The organism is Streptomyces sp. NPDC006997 (genome assembly GCF_040635175.1).
Classification (GTDB): domain Bacteria; phylum Actinomycetota; class Actinomycetes; order Streptomycetales; family Streptomycetaceae; genus Streptomyces.
Window position 1 is genome coordinate 21,245 of the sequence record NZ_JBEYHH010000049.1, and the last position, 15,253, is coordinate 36,497.

Sequence of the window (15,253 nt, forward strand, 5' to 3'; positions counted from 1 at the left end):
ACTGACCGACCGCTGTAGTGAGGCCCACGTGACACGCCGCCGCGACCTGCCGCTCGTCTACTCCTGCTCGGGGTGTTCGAGCGCGGCCCAGATGACCAACTGGATCGCCGTCCAGCTCGACCGGCGCGGCATCGCCGAGATGTCGTGCATCGCGGGCGTCGGCGGGGACGTACCGAGTCTCGTCCGCAAGGCCAGGAGCGAGCGCCCGGTCGTGGCCATCGATGGCTGTGTCCTGCAGTGCGCCCGCAACTGCCTCGCCCGGCACGGCGTCACGCCCGCGGTGCACCACCTGCTCAGCGACGACGGCGTGCGCAAGAGGCTGGGGGAGGACTTCGACCCGCACCAGGCGGAGGAGGTGCTCGACGGCCTCATCACCCGCATCACCGAGGAGACGGGACCCCGCCTGCCCCGGTAGCGACGAGGAGGAGCACCATACGGGAACTCCCGGAAGAGCCAGGCTCCTCCGGGAGTTCCCGCGTTCGTCACCGAGGGGGCGTCACTCCCACGCCGCCACGAGGTCCGCGGCGACGACGTGGACCGTGCCCGAGGTGAACGCGATCTCGTGGGTCAGGCCCGACGGGTGCGGAAGCACCTCGTCCCGCTGGAGGTCGCCCAGTCTCGGCAGGGTGCCGTCCGACTCCGTGGTGTCCACGTGGAACGACTCGATCCGCGTGTAGCGCAGGCGCAGGCCGCTCTCGTGCTTCCACTCGTTCGGAGTGAGCAGCAGTTCGAGGGAGACCTCGCCCTGCTCGTCGGCGAGGGTCGCCCCGCCGAGTTCCAGGTCCTTGACGCACCGGGGGTCCCGAAAGTCGTAGTGACCGGGATCGGTGGCGAACGCGGCGGCCCCGGGGGGAAGTTCCCCGGCGAGCCGCGGCAGGGCCGCCAGGTACGCCTTCGGGTCCAGGTGGTACTCGTACCGGTCCTCCAGCGGCTCCACCCGGACGTACCGCAATCAGCAGCCACCGGTGATACGCGGACGCTTCCAGCCGTCGCCCTTGACGTTCTCCGTGCCCTTGGGACCGATGCGTCCGTCCCTCCGCAGTTCGCCCACGGCGCCAGACCCTTCAGATTGTTGGAAACGTTGTTCGGGACGACCTCGTCGGCGCTCTTCCCGTGCTTCGAGAACCAGCCGTTGCTGCCGAGGTTCAGCGGGTCCTTGGACCCGCGGGCGAGGAACCCGCCCGAGTCGTGCACCAGGAGCGGTGTCCCGCCGCCCCCACATAGTACGTATGGATGCCGACGACGTTTCGGACGCCAGGCCAGGGGTACGGCTCGGTGCCGAGCGGTCCGCCGAACGGCAGGGTGCGGCGCTGGGTGAGCCGCTGGCTGGACGCCTCCACCGTGAGCTGGCCCGAGCGCTGGGGATCGGTGAGGGTGAGGGAGGCCACGCCAGGATGCGGGTGATGAGCCAGTTGGCGACCGCGTCGTAGCCGTAGGAGTGGCGTGCGGGCGCGGCGGCCCGGGGTGGGGTGGTCGTAGGTGAGAGCGGTTTTCGTACGGTCCGCCGGGGCATCCGATGCGCGGAGGTGGACCGTGAACTCATCGACCACGTTGCTCCCCCGCGGACGGGCCGGGGCACGGAAGGCGGCGGACAGTCAGGTCGTCGAAGCGGCGGCGCGCTGGGGGCTGGCCGCCCGTGGCGTCATCTACGGACTGGTCGGCGTCATCGCGTTGCGGATCGCCCTCGACGGCACCAGGGCGCAGGCCGACCGAGGGGGTGCGCTCTCCGAACTCGCCGAACGGCCCTTCGGCTCGGTGCTGTTGTGGGCTGTCGGGGTCGGCCTGGCGGGGATGGCGCTCTGGCGGCTGACGGAGGCCCTGTTCGGGGCGTCCGGGCCCGACGGCCACAAGGCGAGCAAGCGGCTGCTCTCCGGGGCCCGCGCGTTGTTCTACGGGTTCACCGCGTTCTCCGTGCTGGCGATGGCCAGCGGGTCCTCGTCGTCGGGCGGCGGCTCCAGCGACCGGCAGTCCCGGGACGTGACGGCGCGGGCCCTGGAGATGCCCGCGGGCCAGTGGATCGTGGGCGCGGCGGGCGTGGTCGCTCTCGGCGCGGGCCTGTGGATGGCGGGCCGCGCCGTCACCCGCCGCTACCGCAAGCACCTGCGCAGCGGGCAGATGCCCCGCTGGGCGCGGCGGGCCACGCACGTGTGCGGGGTGGGCGGGGGCGTGGCGAGGGGGATCGTGTTCGCCGCCGCCGGTGTCTTCGTCATCCGTGCCGCGGCCGAGGCCCGGCCGGGCGAGGCGAAGGGCTTCGACGACACCCTGCGTTCGTTCGCCTCCACCCAGGCCGGTCCGTGGCTGCTGGTGGCCGTGGCCGTGGGCCTGGTGCTGTTCGGCCTGTTCTCCTTCGCCATGGCGCGCTGGCGCCGGGTGTGACGGCCCGCCCGGGGACGGCCGCACGGCCGAGTGGCCCGGGACGTCTGACGCCCGGGCCACCTCAGGTCAGGAAGGCGGAGCTGGCCGCTGTCCCGTTCAGGACGCGTCAGGCAGCCACAGGTCCGGGCCGAAGACCTCGTAGCGGATCGCGCGGGCCGCGACGCCGCGCTCCAGCAAGGCGGAGCGGACCCCGCGCATGAACGGCAGCGGGCCGCACAGGTAGACGGTCGCGTCGGCCGGGATGTGCACGCCCTCCAGGTCCATCAGACCGGTGCGGGCGCCAGACCCGGCGTCGGGACGCTCGTACCAGAACTCCGCGGTCGCCTCGTGCAGGGACTCGACCAGTTCCTCGGTCTCGGCGCGCAGGGCGTGCTCGGCGGGGGCCGTGTCGGCGTGCAGCACCAGCACCGGGCGGGTGGAGCCGGTGGCGGCGAGCCGGGCGAGCATCCCGACCATGGGGGTGCAGCCGATGCCCGCGGACGCGAGGATCACCGGGGTGTCGGCGTCGTCGAGGACGATGTCGCCGCACGGCGTGGACAGCGTCAGCTCGTCCCCGACCCGCACCGAGGCGTGCAGCAGGTTGGACACCTCGCCGTCCGGGGCGCCGTCGGTGCCCGCGACCCGCTTGACGGTGATCCGGCGCAGCTCGCCACCGGGGTCGGAGGAGAGGCTGTACTGGCGTACCTGGCGCACGCCGTCCGCCATCGGGAGGCGGACGCTGACGTACTGCCCGGCGCGGGCGGCCGGAGCGGGCTCGCCGTCGGCGGGGCGGACCACGAGGGAGACCACGTCGGGCGTCTCCGCACGGCGCTCCACCACGGTCCACGGCCGCCAGATGTCGCCCGCCTCCAGACCGGCCTCCTGGTAGAGGCGGGCCTCCATGGCGATCAGCGCACCGGCCATCAGCCAGTACACCTCGTCCCAGGCGGCGGCCACCTCGGGGGTGACGGCGTCGCCCAGCACCTCGGCTATCGCGCCGAACAGGTACTTGTGGACGATCGTGTACTGGTCGTCGGTGACGCCGACCGCGATGTGCTTGTGGGCGATGCGGGCGAGCAGGGCGTCCGGGCGGGCGTCGGGGTCGGCGAGCAGCGCGGTCGCGAAGCCCGCGATGGAACCGGCGAGGGCCTGGCGCTGGGCGCCGCTGGCCTGGTTGCCCCGGTTGAACATGCCGTCCAGCAGCTCGGGGTGAGCCTGGAACATCGCGCCGTAGAAACGCGCGGTGATCTCGTCGAGGGCTCCGCCCACGGCGGGCAGCGTCGCCCGGACGACGGCGGCGGACTCTGCGGACAGCATGAAGCCTCCTGAGTGGTGCGAGGAAGAGAGAAGAAAGCGGGTGCAGCGCCGCTCGATCGGAGGCGGCCCGCTCCTGTATAGCAAGCGCAAAAGCCGCATTCTGGCCGGTCAGGAGGGTGGGCGGGGGATCAGGGACCAATGGCCCCCTGGATCGGGACCAGGGTCCCGGTCCCGGCTCGCGCGAGGGTGCCCGATGGGCCCCGTGGGGTGCCCGAGGGTCCGTGTCCCGGCCGGCGGCGCGCGGATTCAGCGGCGGCGCGGCGGGCACCCGGTGCCCAGCACGCGGTACGGAGAGGAGCGGCCGATGTCCTTCCCGATGACGGCTGACGCCCGTGAGCACGGACTCACCGGGGACGGCACCACCAACGACCAGCCCGCGCTCGCGAAGCTCGTCGACGCGGCGGGCACCGCCTGCGCGACGGACGGCCGCCCGCGGGTGATCCACGTGCCTCCCGGCCGGTACGTCATCCAGGACGAGCCCGTCCTGTGGCGCAGCGGCGTCTCCCTGATCGGGGCGGGCCGCGGCGTCACCTGCTTCGTCCTCGGCAACCCGGACAACCCCACCCAGCCGGTGCCGCTGGCCTGGTTCACCAGCCAGCACCACGAGGCGAGCCCCGACAACCACCTCGCCGACGTCACCTTCGCCCACTTCGAGATCGACGGCTCGGGCGTGTGGACCGAGGAGTACGACCCGCTCGCCAAGGGGCTCGGCCTGCAGTACGTGCTGCGGGGCCGCTTCACCGACCTGCACATCCACGACACCGCCGCCACCGGCTTCGGCTGCGACTTCCTCCAGGACACCGTCGTGGAGGGCGTGCTCGCCGTCCGCTGCGGACGGCAGGACCCCGGGGACAGGATGGGCGGCGCCGGGATCGGCGTCGGCGTCGGCGGCTGGGGCGGCGTCGAACGGCTGACGATCACCTCGTGCACCGCCGTCGGCAACGGCACCAACGGCATCTTCGTCGAACTCCAGCGGGAGGAGTGGACGCCGCCGCGCGGCATCCGCGTCACCGCCTGCCACGCCGAGGACAACCGCTTCGGCATCTCCGACTGGGGCGCCGACGGCCTGCTCGTCACCTCCTCGACGATGCTGGCCAACCACGAGGCCGGGTTCGACGTGTCCTCGCAGGGCACCGCGGGCGTCGGTGGGCGCGGCGGCATCGTCACCGGCTGCGTCATCGACGGCAACGTCCGCGACGGCGTGGGACTCGGCAACACCCCCGGCCCGTACGCGCTGCGCGGCAACCGCGTCAGCAACAACGGCCGGTACGGCTACTGGCAGCACGACCTCAAGGGCGGCGACCAGGAACCCGCCACCGACGTCGTGCTGGAGTCCAACGACATCCGGGACAACGGCCGCGACGGCGTCCGGATCGACGCCGGGATGCGGGAGGCCGCGTTCCTCCACAACCGCTTCCGCGGCAACGGCCGCGCCTGCGCACCGGCCACCGCGGGCGGCGGTGACGGGGTGCGCCACGGCAGCCTGTCCCTCACCAACGACACCGCCCACTGGCCCCCGGACGGCCACCGGGGCAAGCAGGTCACCCTCGGTGACGGCCGGACGGCCCTGGTCGTCTCGAACACCGGGACCCGGCTCGCCCTCGCGCCCTGGCGGCCCGGCGGGGGCACCGCCTGGCCCGACGGCGTCCCGGCGCCGGGCACCGCCTACCGGCTGCCGGACCCGCACCGCCCCAGCGCCGGACTCACCGTCGCCGCCGAGCTGACCGGCGCCCAGGCGCACGGCAACCGGATGGGGGACGACCAGCGGGACCCGACCCAGACCCACGGCCTCTGGACCACCGCCGGGGGCCGCTGGCGCGGCGGCCGGGTCACCGCCAACGACTTCGGCGGCGACGCCGGGTCGGCGACCCGCTGCGACACCCCGCCCGAGGGTGGCCGGTGGCGCGACAACGACCCCTGAGGCGCCGGACCGCAGGGCAGGAGGCTGACGGCGATGATCTCCGAGACGGTGCGGATCCCCGTACCCACCGACGACGTGACCCTGCCGGGCGACCTGGTGCTGCCGGACGGCGCGCGGGCGGTGGTGCTGTTCGCGCACGGCAGCGGCAGCTCACGGCACAGCCCCCGCAACCGGATGGTGGCCGCCGCGCTGCGGGAGGGCGGGTTCGGGACGCTGCTGATGGACCTGCTCAGCGAGCCGGAGGAACGTCAGGACGCGGTGACCGGCCAGCACCGGTTCGACATCCCGCTCCTCGGCCGCCGACTGGTCGCCGCCGTCGACTGGCTCGGCGCCCGGCCGGAGACCCGGCGCCTGCCCGTCGCGCTCTTCGGCGCCAGCACCGGCGCCGCGGCGGCCCTGGTCTGCGCCGCCGCACGGCCGGACGCGGTCCGCGCCGTGGTGTCCCGGGGCGGTCGGCCCGATCTGGCGGACGACGCCCTGGACGCCGTACGCGCGCCGGTGCTGCTGATCGTCGGCGGCCGGGACCGCGAGGTGCTGCGCCTCAACGAGGAGGCCGCCCGTCGGCTGTCCGCGCCGCACGCCCTCACCGTCGTGCCCGGCGCCACCCACCTGTTCGAGGAGCCCGGCGCGCTGGAGGAGGTCGCCGCCACCGCCCGTCACTGGTGCGAGCGGCGGCTGCCCTCCCCGGCGCCGGACGGCTGACCGGAGGCGGCACCTTCGGCGGTCCCCGTCCCCGGGGCCCCGGTGCGCTGTGCGTACGTCGTCAGGGCCGCGTGACCGGGTCCGCCTCGCTGGCGCCGAGGCGCAGATGGGCGCCCTGGCGCTGCAGTTCGCCCTGGACGAGGGCGGGCGCCAGATCGCGCGGGGTGCTCCCGGCGCGCACCGCCAGCGCGGCGCACACGCCCGCCGCCTGCCCGGTCGCCATCGCGGTCGGCATCACGCGGTAGGACGAGTGAGCCACATGCGTGCCCGAGATGCAACGGCCCGCCACCAGCAGCCGGTGGGTGTCGCGGGGCAGCAGACACCGCAGCGGGATGTCGTACCAGCCTCCGGTCGGCACCCGCTTCAGGACGGTGCCGGAACCCTTCGGGTTGTGGATGTCCACGGGGTAGGCGCCGTGCGCGATGGCGTCCGTGAAGTGCCGTGCGGCGAGGATGTCATGGCCGGTGAGCTGGTAGTCGCCGAGGACGCGCCGGGTCTCGCGCACCCCGACCTGGGTGCCGCTCTGCGCCACGTACGCCTCCTCGAACCCGGGCACGTGGGTGCGCAGGAAGCGGTCGATCTGGTCGAGCTGGCGCCGGGCGGTCCACTCGGCGCGGGTCAGGTCCCACACGTCGGTGCCGAGCGCCCGGGTCACGCGGGTGCTGTTGACGGCCAGTTCCCGGGGGTGCGGGGTGCCGAAGAAGAGGATGTCCTCGCGCGGCAGCCGCAGTTCACCCGCGTTGGTCGCCTGCTCCACCAGGTCCCACAGGCCGTGCACGCCCCGCCACTGGTCGGGGTGGGCGCGCACGTACTCGGCGAAGTTCGGGCGCAGGAAGTCCACCACCCGGAACATCAGCGTCATGGGCTGCACCAGGCCGTCCTCCGGCCGACCCACCTCGTACGGCGCCCCGCACGCCGCCGCCACGTCGCCGTCGCCGGTGCCGTCGACGACGACGTCCGCGTCGATGACGACGGGGCCCGACTTGCCCTCGAACACCACCCGCCAGCCGTCGTCCAGGGGCAGCGCGGCCGAGGCGAAGGAGTGCAGCAGGATCCGCACCCCGGCCTCGTCGAGCAGGTCGAGCAGGACCAGCTTGAACAGCTCCGGGTCGAACGGCACCGTGTAGCCGGTCTGGAGGGACGGCGGGACGCAGCCGCCCCGCTCGCCCAAACGGTCCAGGAGCCGCCACAGCACCCCGGCGACCATGGGCTCGCCCTCGCCGTGGTCGGTGGGCAGCAGCCGGGTGGTGTCGCCGTCCTCGGTGAACGCGGCCTGCCGGTGCTCGTTGTGGAACGACATGAGCGGCATGACGAGGGCCACGGTGGCGTTGCCGCCGAAGAACCCGTACCGCTCCACCAGCACCACGTCGGCGCCCGCGTCCGCCGCGGCCAGGGCCGCCGCGCAGCCCGCGGGGCCGCCGCCGACCACCAGGACCTCGGTCCGGCCGCCGTGCAGGGCGCTGCGCGGCGGCAGGGTGACGGTGCGCGGCTGCGGGGGTTGCTCCAGGACGGGCATCGCCTCTTCCCTTCCGCGGACCTCCGGTGGGGTGGTCCGCGTTCTTCCGTGCCGGCCTCGCCCGTCAGGACCCGGCGGGCCGCTCCAGTTCCGCCGGGCCCACTCCGGCGGCGAGGCCGAGACCCGAGTGGGCCGGCTCCCGCCGTGGCCCGGGCTCGGGGACGAGGTCGTCGAGGAGCGTGCCGACCCGTACGCAGGTCGACTGGGCGAGCGTGCGCAGCCCCTGGATGCGCGGCTGGAGTTCCGCGCGCCGCTGCGGATACTCGTCCCACAGCCGGTCCACCTCCGCCAGCAGCAGCCCGGCCTGCTCCCGCGCCACCCCGACCAGGGCCGGGGCGCCGGTGCGGCGCGCGAAGTCGAAGACCTTCCCGGCGTACGGCAGCGGCAGCACCGGCAGCCCGGAGACGGCGGCGAAGATCAGGAAGTGCAGCCGCATCCCCACCGCCAGGTCCAGGTGGCGCATGAAGCCCAGCACCTGCCCGGGGCTGTAGTGCTCGTTCAGGATCCGCCCCCGGTCCGGCGCGGTCATGTGGGACAGCACCGCGTGCGCGTGCCGTACGTCGGCCCGCTCCATCGGCATGAACACCACATGCGCGTCCAGGCGTCCCACCAGGAAGTCGGCGACGTCGGCGAGCAGGGCGTGGTAGTCGCCCTCGTCGAGGTTCTCCGCCGCCCGGCCCGGCTCCCGCACCGACATCCCGACCAGCCGGGTGCCGGTGGGCACGCCCTCGTTCTGCATCATCAGGTCGGTGAACGGCTCCGCCTCCAGCAGCAGCGCCGGGTCCGCGGTGACGGTGATCTCGCGCTCCAGGCCGACCTCCTCCAGGACCAGCCGGGACTCCTCGTCGCGCACCACCACGTCGTCCATCCGGGCCAGCACGGTGCGCACCGCCTCCCGGTCGTCCGGCTCGCGCAGCGGACCGGCGCCGACGGCGTAGGCGAAGGTGGGCACACCGCGCTCCTGCGCGGCCCGCACCAGCTTGAGGTAGCGGCGGGCCTCACCGTCGTAGAGGGTGCCGCCGCCGCCGAGCACCAGCAGGTCCAGGCCGGACAGCACGTCCAGCAGGCCCTTCTGCGGCACGCCCTCCCAGTCCACGACCGTGTCGGCTTCCGGCTGGTGGTCGCGGGTGTGGGCGGCGTTGCGGCTGAACACCACGAGCCGGGCCCGCGGACGGTGGGCCCGCAGGCAGTCGAGCACACAGGTCAGGATGGCCTCGTCGCCGATGTTGAAACCGCCGTACGAGCCGAGTACGCCGATGCTCGGCCGGGACGGTCCGGGCGGCGGGTGCGGTGTCGTGCTGGTCATCCGTGGGCTCCCGTCACGTCGCGGTCAGATGGGCGTGGCAGTCGTCCAGCCCGGGTTGCCGGGACCGTCCCGGCGGAACACTTCTCCGGTGCGTGTCAGCGGTGGTACAGGCCTACGAGGGTGCCGTCGGCGATGGCCGCCTTCTCCACTGCCTGGTGCACCTGCTCGGCGCTGGGGCTGTCGGGCAGCACACAGGGCTCCCCGAGGGCGTAGAGGTGGAAGTAGTAGTGGTGCGCCTCGTCGCCGGGCGGCGGATGGGGGCCGCCCCAGCCGTGCCGTCCGTAGCCGTTGGTGAGTTCGGTGCCGCCGGGCGGGGGCTGCCCCGCGTCCGTGCCGCCGCTGTGCGGGTCGACGCCGACGACGACCCAGTGCACGAAGGTCCCCGACGGCGCGTCGGGGTCCTCGCACAGCAGGACCAGTTCGGAGGCGTCGTCCGGGACGCCGGACCACGCCAGCGGAGGGGAGACGTTCTCCCCTTCGAGCGCGTAGCGGCGCGGGACGGGCGCGTGGTCGGTGAACGCGCTGCTCCTGAGTTCGATGCCGGACATGCGCCCCGGAGTACCCCCGCCGGGCCCGCGCAATCATGGCGGAACCCTTCCTTCCGCGATCCACCCGACCGGCCGCCTCCCGCCGTCGTCCCCGGCTTGAAGCGCAGGTCAGCGCGGGCGCCGCCGCGGTCGCCCGGCACCGGTCGGCGGGGGCGCACGGTGGCCGAAGACGGACGGCGCACGGAGGGGGGCGGCGGCGCAGAGCCGGGAGCGGGCGGAGCCGCAGAACACGGGTGCGTGCGCCCTGGTACGGCCTGACGCCGCACGCCTACAGTGTGGCGCCCGAGCCCGCACCACCGGTACGGCCGACCCATGAGCGCCCGTTCCCAGGCACTTCGGCACCTCGGCACCTCAGCACCTCAGCACCTCGGCACCTCGGCACCTCAGCACCTCAGCACCTCGGCACTTCGGCACTTCGGCACTTCGGCACCTCAGGCACTTCCGCACCTAAGGCACCTCGGGCATCTCAGGCACCCCACGGCCCTACCTCCCCTGCACCCCCGCCGCTCCCCCCGCCCCGGCAGAACCGACCGCCCGCGAAACCCGTCCGTCAGCTCGCCCAGGGCCGTGCAGCCCCGCGCGCACGGTGCCCGGGTGTGGCGTGAACCGTTGGAGGCTGCTGTGCCCCGACCCCGTGTCGCCCTGATCACCGACCCCACGTCGCCGGAAGGCTGCGGGGAGTACCTCGCGCGGGCCGTGGAGGTGCTCACCGGCGCCCCGCCCGTCCGGATCGACGCCCGGCACTTCGCCACCGGCGGTACCGGCCAGGGCGTCCACGACAACGGCCGGTTACGGCTGCGCGTGCCGGAGGAGGACCTGGACCTCGTACCGGACGTCGTCGTGCTCTACGAGATCCCCCCGCACCGCCGCCGCTCCCTCGCCCCCTTCCAGCTGCTGCTGGAGCGGTCCCGCACGGTGACCCTCGGTACCGGGCCCACCGCCTGGCGGACGGCGACCGAGAAGGACCTCACCGTCGCCCGCTTCCGCCGCGACGGCATCTCCCACATGGAGACCGTCGTCCTGTCCCGCCCGGACCCGGCCGAGGCCGCCGCCGCCTTCGACCGGCTCGGCCGGGACGTCTGGGCCCGCCCCGTCGTCGGCACCGGCGGCGGCGACACCTTCCACCTCACCACCCGCGACGCCCTCGCCCGCGCCGCCGACTTCTACGCCCGTACCGGCACCGACTGGCTGCTGTCCCGGGACGCCGGGAACACCACCGCCGACGGCCTGCGCCACCAGTTCCGCGTCTTCGTCCTGCACGGCCGCGTCCTGCACGCCCGCGAGCACCTCCAGGCCGAACCCGACACGCCCTGCAACACCTGCCAGGGCGCCGTCCCCGTCTTCATCGACCCGGCCGACCTGCCGCCTCGCCTCGCCGAACTGGCCGTCGCCGCCACCGCGTCGGTCGGTCTGCCGTTCGCCGGGGTCGATCTGGCGATCGAGAACGGCGGCGTCGTCTTCGAGGTCAACGTCCAGCCCGCGTTCGTCGACGGAGAGCTGGAAAAGGCCGCCGTTCCCTACGTCCGGGCCCACCTCGACGCCCTCGCCGCCCGCCGCCCGGGCGCCGTCACGCTCGGTGAGCAACCTCACGCATGGGTTACAAACCGCTCAACCTCTGGTATCGGCGGGGTAATGACGTGACGATGGGCCCATGACTTTGGCCCAGCGCGCCCTGGAGCAACTCGCGGCCTGGCCCGACCTCACGGCCGGGCCCGCCAGTTGCGGCACCGGGCGGGCGATCAGTTCCCCGCGCAGCGAGATCGCCCACTTCCACTCGGACCACGACGTGGACCTGCACCTCACCAGCCGGGCCATCCGGCGGTTCTCCGGCGACCTCAGCGAATCGACGGCCATCCGCCTGGTGCCCGGCTCCCGGTGGGTGACCGTCCACCTCGACTGCGAGACCGACGTCGACCTGCTGATGAGCCTGGTCAGCATGGCCCTGAAGGCGCACCAGAGCCCCGTCCCCGAACCGGCCGACGGCAGCACCACCCTCGGCTGCAACTTCCACCGTGTCACGGTCCTGCCCCGCGACCCGGCCACGGCCCCCTGACCGGCGCCCCCGTCGCGCGCCCCCATCCACCCGAGTGACCGGCGTGGACCGTGTCGCCGTGCCCGCCCGCGGGGAGAGACTGCCTGACGGGCGGTGCCGACCGTGCCGTACGGGTACTCGGGAAGCCGTGTGCGGGAGGAGCTTTCTAGGTGACGGGATGGACCTGGGAGTACCAGGGTTACGAACCGACGGACGCGCGTCTGCGGGAGTCGCTGTGCACGCTCGGCAACGGCTACTTCGCCACCCGCGGCGCGCTGCCCGAGTGCGTCGCGGACGACGTCCACTACCCGGGCACCTATGTGGCGGGCTGTTACAACCGGCTCACCTCCGACGTGTCGGGCCGCCAGGTGGAGAACGAGGACCTGGTCAACGTGCCGAACTGGCTGCCGCTGCGGTTCCGGATGCACGGCCGGTCCTGGCTCACCCCCGACACCGCGCCGGTCGTCGAGCACCGGGAGGTCCTGCACCTCTCGTCCGGCCTGCTGGAGCGGCTGACCCGCTACGGACTCGGTGACGACACCGTCCTGACCGTGCGTCAGCTGCGCCTGGTCCACATGGCCGACCCGCACCTGGCCGCCCTGCGCACCGAGTTCACCCTCGACGGCGGCTCCGGCGAACTGCGCGTCGAGGCCGCCCTCGACGGCGGTGTCACCAACGCGGGCGTGCCCCGGTACCGCGACCTGGACGGCCGCCACCTCACCCACGTGCACACCGGCACCGCCGCCCCCGACACCACCTGGCTGCGCTGCCGCACCCGCACCTCCGACATCCGGATCGGCATGGCGTCCCGGCTGACCTGCGACGCGCCCGTCACCATCCGGCACGCCGCACCGCGCACCGTGCAGCTGACCCGCCTCGGCCTCGCGCCCGGCCGCACCGTCACCGTCGACAAGACCGTCGCCCTGCACACCTCACGCGACCGGGCCATCAGCGACCCCCTGCACGCCGCCGTCGACCGGGTCGGCCGCGCCCCCGGTTTCGACGCGCTGCTCGCCGCCCACCGCACCGCCTGGGCGCAGCTCTGGCGGCGCGCCAGCATCGACGTACCCGGCGAGGCGGGCCGCATCCTGCGCCTGCACCTCTTCCACGTCCTGCAGACCCTCTCCCCGAACACCGCCGACCTCGACGTGGGCGTACCGGCGCGCGGACTGCACGGCGAGGCGTACCGCGGCCACGTCTTCTGGGACGAGCTGTTCGTGCTGCCGTACCTCAACCTGCACTTCCCCGAGGTCTCCCGGGCCCTGCTCCAGTACCGGCACCGGCGGCTGGAGAAAGCGTGCGCGGCCGCCCGGGACGCGGGCCGCCGGGGCGCGATGTACCCCTGGCAGAGCGGCAGCGACGGCCGCGAGGAGACCCAGCAGCTCCACCTCAACCCACGCTCCGGCCGCTGGCTGCCGGACCACACCCGCCTCCAGTACCACGTGGGCTCCGCCATCGCCTACAACGTCTGGCAGTACAGCGAGGCCAGCGGCGACGCCGACTTCCTGCACAGCAAGGGCGCCGAGATGCTGCTCCAGATCGCCCGCTTCTGGGCGGACGCGGCGACCTGGGACGAACAGCTGGGCCGTCACCGCATCCGGGGCGTCCTCGGCCCCGACGAGTACCACGACGCCTACCCGGACGCGGACCGGCCGGGCCTCGACGACAACGCGTACACCAACGTCACCGCCGCCTGGGTGCTCTCCCGCACCCTGGAGCTGCTGGCGGCGCTCCCGGAGCCCCGCCGCCGCGAACTCACCGAGCGCACCGCCCTGGAGGACGGCGAACTGGAGCAGTGGGACGACATCTCCCGCACCCTGCACGTCCCCTTCCACCAGGGCGTCATCAGCCAGTTCGAGGGCTACGGCGACCTCGCCGAACTCGACTGGCAGGGCTACCGCAAGAGCTACGGCGACATCCGCCGCCTGGACCGGATCCTGGAGGCCGAGGGCGACACCGTCAACCGCTACCAGGCGTCCAAGCAGGCCGACGTCCTGATGCTCGGCTACCTCTTCTCACCCACCGAGCTGCGCGTCCTCTTCCACCGGCTCGGACTCCGCCTCGACGACGACACCTGGCGCCGTACCGTCGACTACTACCTGCACCGCACCAGCCACGGCTCCACCCTCAGCGGACTCGTCCACGGCTGGATCCTGGCCCGCGCCCGGCGCGCCGAGGCGTGGCAGTTCTGCCAGGAGGCCCTGCGCGGCGACATCGCCGACATCCAGGGCGGCACCACCGGCGAGGGCATCCACCTGGGCGCCATGGCGGGCACCCTCGACCTGGTGCAGCGCGGACTGACCGGCCTGGAAACCCGGCAGGGCGCCCTCTGGCTCGACCCGGTCCCGCTGCCCGAGCTGTCCACCTACGGCTTCTCCCTGCGCTACCAGGGCAACTGGGGCGTCCGGCTGCGGCTGCGCCGCCGCAACCTGGAGATCACCGTGCCGTCCTCCGACGCCGCCCCGATCGACGTACGTCTCCCGGACCGCACGGTCCGCCTCCAGCCGGGGGAGATGGCCCGCCTTATGCTCCCGGACTGAGCCCGACGCGTTCCACCAGCGATAAGTTGACGCCATGACAGCCAAGCTCACCGTGACCGTCCTGGGCACCGGCATCATGGGCGCCGCGATGGCCCGCAACCTCGCCAGCGCCGGACACACCGTCCGCGTCTGGAACCGCACCCGCGACAAGGCCGAGCCCCTCACCGCCGACGGCGCGCACGTCGCCGACACCCCCGCCGACGCGGTGGAGGGCGCCGACGCCGTCGTCACCATGCTGTACGACGGTGCCGCAGCCCTCGACGTGATGCGGCAGGCGGCGCCCGCGCTGCGCCCCGGCACCGCCTGGGTCCAGTCGACGACCGCGGGCCTGGACGCCACCGCCGGCCTCGCCGCCTTCGCCGCCGAGCACGGACTCCTCTTCTACGACGCTCCCGTGCTGGGCACCCGCCAGCCCGCCGAGGCCGGGCAGCTCACCGTGCTGGCCGCCGGTCCCGCCGCGGGCCGGGACACGGTCACGCCGGTCTTCGACGCGGTCGGCGCCCGGACCGTGTGGACCGGCGAGGACGGCGCCGCCGCGACCGCCACCGGGCTCAAGCTCGTCGCCAACAGCTGGGTCATCGCCGCCACCAACGCCGCCGGGGAGGCCCTCGCCCTCGCCGGGGCGCTCGGCGTCGATCCGCGGGGGTTCTTCGACGTCATCGCGGGCGGCCCGCTCGACATGGGCTATCTGCGCGCCAAGTCGGGACTCATCCTGGAGGACCGGCTCACCCCGCCGCAGTTCGCGGTGGCCACCGCCGCGAAGGACGCCCGGCTGATCGTCGAGGCGGGGGAGCTGCACGGGGTGCGCCTGGACGTGGCCGCCGCGGGCGCCGACCGCCTCGCGCGCGCGGCGGCCCAGGGGCACGGCGACGAGGACATGGCCGCGGCGTACTTCGCCAGCTTCGCCCCCGAGGACCCCGACTCCCAACGGGTGTTGATGTTGGCGCGGGCGTACGGGTCGAGCAGCACCTTGCGGTGGTTGAACCGGGACCCGGAGTGCGGGGTGTTGCGGGGCC

At 73.9% G+C, this 15,253-nt stretch carries 13 protein-coding genes and 1 pseudogene; 8 read left to right on the top strand and 6 right to left on the bottom strand.

What is annotated here, in order from left to right; translation table 11 throughout:
- The first annotated feature begins 28 nt into the window (after window positions 1-28).
- The gene (locus ABZ659_RS32360) at window positions 29-415 is read left to right on the top strand and encodes a putative zinc-binding protein (protein WP_360227310.1); all 387 of its coding nucleotides are present in this window, start codon (window positions 29-31) and stop codon (window positions 413-415) included.
- A gap of 81 nt (window positions 416-496) precedes the next feature.
- Here the strand turns inward: ABZ659_RS32360 and ABZ659_RS32365 are convergent, their stop codons facing one another.
- Together ABZ659_RS32365 and ABZ659_RS32370 are read right to left on the bottom strand one after the other, a co-directional pair.
- Window positions 497-952: a hypothetical protein gene (locus ABZ659_RS32365; RefSeq protein WP_360227313.1), complete on the bottom strand. Its 456-nt coding sequence runs from the start codon at window positions 950-952 to the stop codon at window positions 497-499.
- 193 nt (window positions 953-1,145) lie between these two features.
- A complete protein-coding gene (locus tag ABZ659_RS32370; protein WP_360227316.1) occupies window positions 1,146-1,388 on the bottom strand; it encodes a hypothetical protein in 243 nt (80 codons plus the stop codon).
- Window positions 1,389-1,533: 145 nt separating this feature from the next.
- Here ABZ659_RS32370 and ABZ659_RS32375 point away from each other — a divergent pair, with 145 nt between their 5' ends.
- Window positions 1,534-2,376 (top strand): DUF1206 domain-containing protein, encoded by an 843-nt coding sequence (locus ABZ659_RS32375; RefSeq protein WP_360227319.1) that lies wholly within the window; start codon window positions 1,534-1,536, stop codon window positions 2,374-2,376.
- A gap of 96 nt (window positions 2,377-2,472) precedes the next feature.
- Here ABZ659_RS32375 and ABZ659_RS32380 read toward each other — a convergent pair whose 3' ends face one another.
- Entirely contained in the window at window positions 2,473-3,672 is a 1,200-nt protein-coding gene (locus tag ABZ659_RS32380; RefSeq protein ID WP_360227322.1) for a globin domain-containing protein, read from the bottom strand.
- A gap of 304 nt (window positions 3,673-3,976) precedes the next feature.
- Between ABZ659_RS32380 and ABZ659_RS32385 the strand changes: the two genes are divergently transcribed.
- Together ABZ659_RS32385 and ABZ659_RS32390 are read left to right on the top strand one after the other, a co-directional pair.
- On the top strand, window positions 3,977-5,593 hold the full coding sequence (locus tag ABZ659_RS32385) for a right-handed parallel beta-helix repeat-containing protein (RefSeq protein WP_360227325.1): 1,617 nt from the start codon (window positions 3,977-3,979) through the stop codon (window positions 5,591-5,593).
- A 33-nt stretch (window positions 5,594-5,626) separates the two neighbouring features.
- Window positions 5,627-6,295: an alpha/beta family hydrolase gene (locus tag ABZ659_RS32390; RefSeq protein WP_360227328.1), complete on the top strand. Its 669-nt coding sequence runs from the start codon at window positions 5,627-5,629 to the stop codon at window positions 6,293-6,295.
- A gap of 61 nt (window positions 6,296-6,356) precedes the next feature.
- On the opposite strand, the gene ABZ659_RS32395 is transcribed toward ABZ659_RS32390, so the two are convergent.
- From ABZ659_RS32395 to ABZ659_RS32405, 3 genes are all read right to left on the bottom strand, one after another.
- Entirely contained in the window at window positions 6,357-7,811 is a 1,455-nt protein-coding gene (locus ABZ659_RS32395; protein ID WP_360227331.1) for an FAD-dependent oxidoreductase, read from the bottom strand.
- Window positions 7,812-7,875: 64 nt separating this feature from the next.
- The gene (locus ABZ659_RS32400) at window positions 7,876-9,117 is read right to left on the bottom strand and encodes a polysaccharide pyruvyl transferase family protein (protein WP_360227334.1); all 1,242 of its coding nucleotides are present in this window, start codon (window positions 9,115-9,117) and stop codon (window positions 7,876-7,878) included.
- Between the two features lie 95 nt (window positions 9,118-9,212).
- On the bottom strand, window positions 9,213-9,665 hold the full coding sequence (locus tag ABZ659_RS32405; RefSeq protein WP_360227337.1) for a YbhB/YbcL family Raf kinase inhibitor-like protein: 453 nt from the start codon (window positions 9,663-9,665) through the stop codon (window positions 9,213-9,215).
- 621 nt (window positions 9,666-10,286) lie between these two features.
- Here ABZ659_RS32405 and ABZ659_RS32410 point away from each other — a divergent pair.
- The 4 genes and pseudogenes from ABZ659_RS32410 to ABZ659_RS32425 form a co-directional block, all read left to right on the top strand.
- Complete coding sequence (locus tag ABZ659_RS32410) at window positions 10,287-11,306, top strand: alpha-L-glutamate ligase (protein ID WP_360227340.1); 1,020 nt, start codon at window positions 10,287-10,289, stop codon at window positions 11,304-11,306.
- Window positions 11,307-11,316: 10 nt separating this feature from the next.
- Window positions 11,317-11,718 (top strand): luciferase family protein, encoded by a 402-nt coding sequence (locus ABZ659_RS32415; protein WP_360227343.1) that lies wholly within the window; start codon window positions 11,317-11,319, stop codon window positions 11,716-11,718.
- A gap of 149 nt (window positions 11,719-11,867) precedes the next feature.
- Window positions 11,868-14,237 (top strand): glycosyl hydrolase family 65 protein, encoded by a 2,370-nt coding sequence (locus ABZ659_RS32420; protein ID WP_360227346.1) that lies wholly within the window; start codon window positions 11,868-11,870, stop codon window positions 14,235-14,237.
- Between the two features lie 34 nt (window positions 14,238-14,271).
- Window positions 14,272-15,141: pseudogene (locus tag ABZ659_RS32425) on the top strand (NAD(P)-dependent oxidoreductase); the annotation flags it as partial.
- Between the last annotated feature and the right edge of the window lie 112 nt (window positions 15,142-15,253).

What these genes read in the sequence shown, in the direction of transcription:
- ABZ659_RS32390 (WP_360227328.1), top strand. Translation starts at nt 5,627, where the DNA reads ATGATCTCCGAGACGGTGCGGATCCCCGTACCCACCGACGACGTGACC.
- ABZ659_RS32405 (WP_360227337.1), bottom strand. Translation starts at nt 9,665, where the DNA reads ATGTCCGGCATCGAACTCAGGAGCAGCGCGTTCACCGACCACGCGCCC.
- ABZ659_RS32415 (WP_360227343.1), top strand. Translation starts at nt 11,317, where the DNA reads ATGACTTTGGCCCAGCGCGCCCTGGAGCAACTCGCGGCCTGGCCCGAC.
- ABZ659_RS32395 (WP_360227331.1), bottom strand. Translation starts at nt 7,811, where the DNA reads ATGCCCGTCCTGGAGCAACCCCCGCAGCCGCGCACCGTCACCCTGCCG.
- ABZ659_RS32400 (WP_360227334.1), bottom strand. Translation starts at nt 9,117, where the DNA reads ATGACCAGCACGACACCGCACCCGCCGCCCGGACCGTCCCGGCCGAGC.
- ABZ659_RS32385 (WP_360227325.1), top strand. Translation starts at nt 3,977, where the DNA reads ATGTCCTTCCCGATGACGGCTGACGCCCGTGAGCACGGACTCACCGGG.
- ABZ659_RS32380 (WP_360227322.1), bottom strand. Translation starts at nt 3,672, where the DNA reads ATGCTGTCCGCAGAGTCCGCCGCCGTCGTCCGGGCGACGCTGCCCGCC.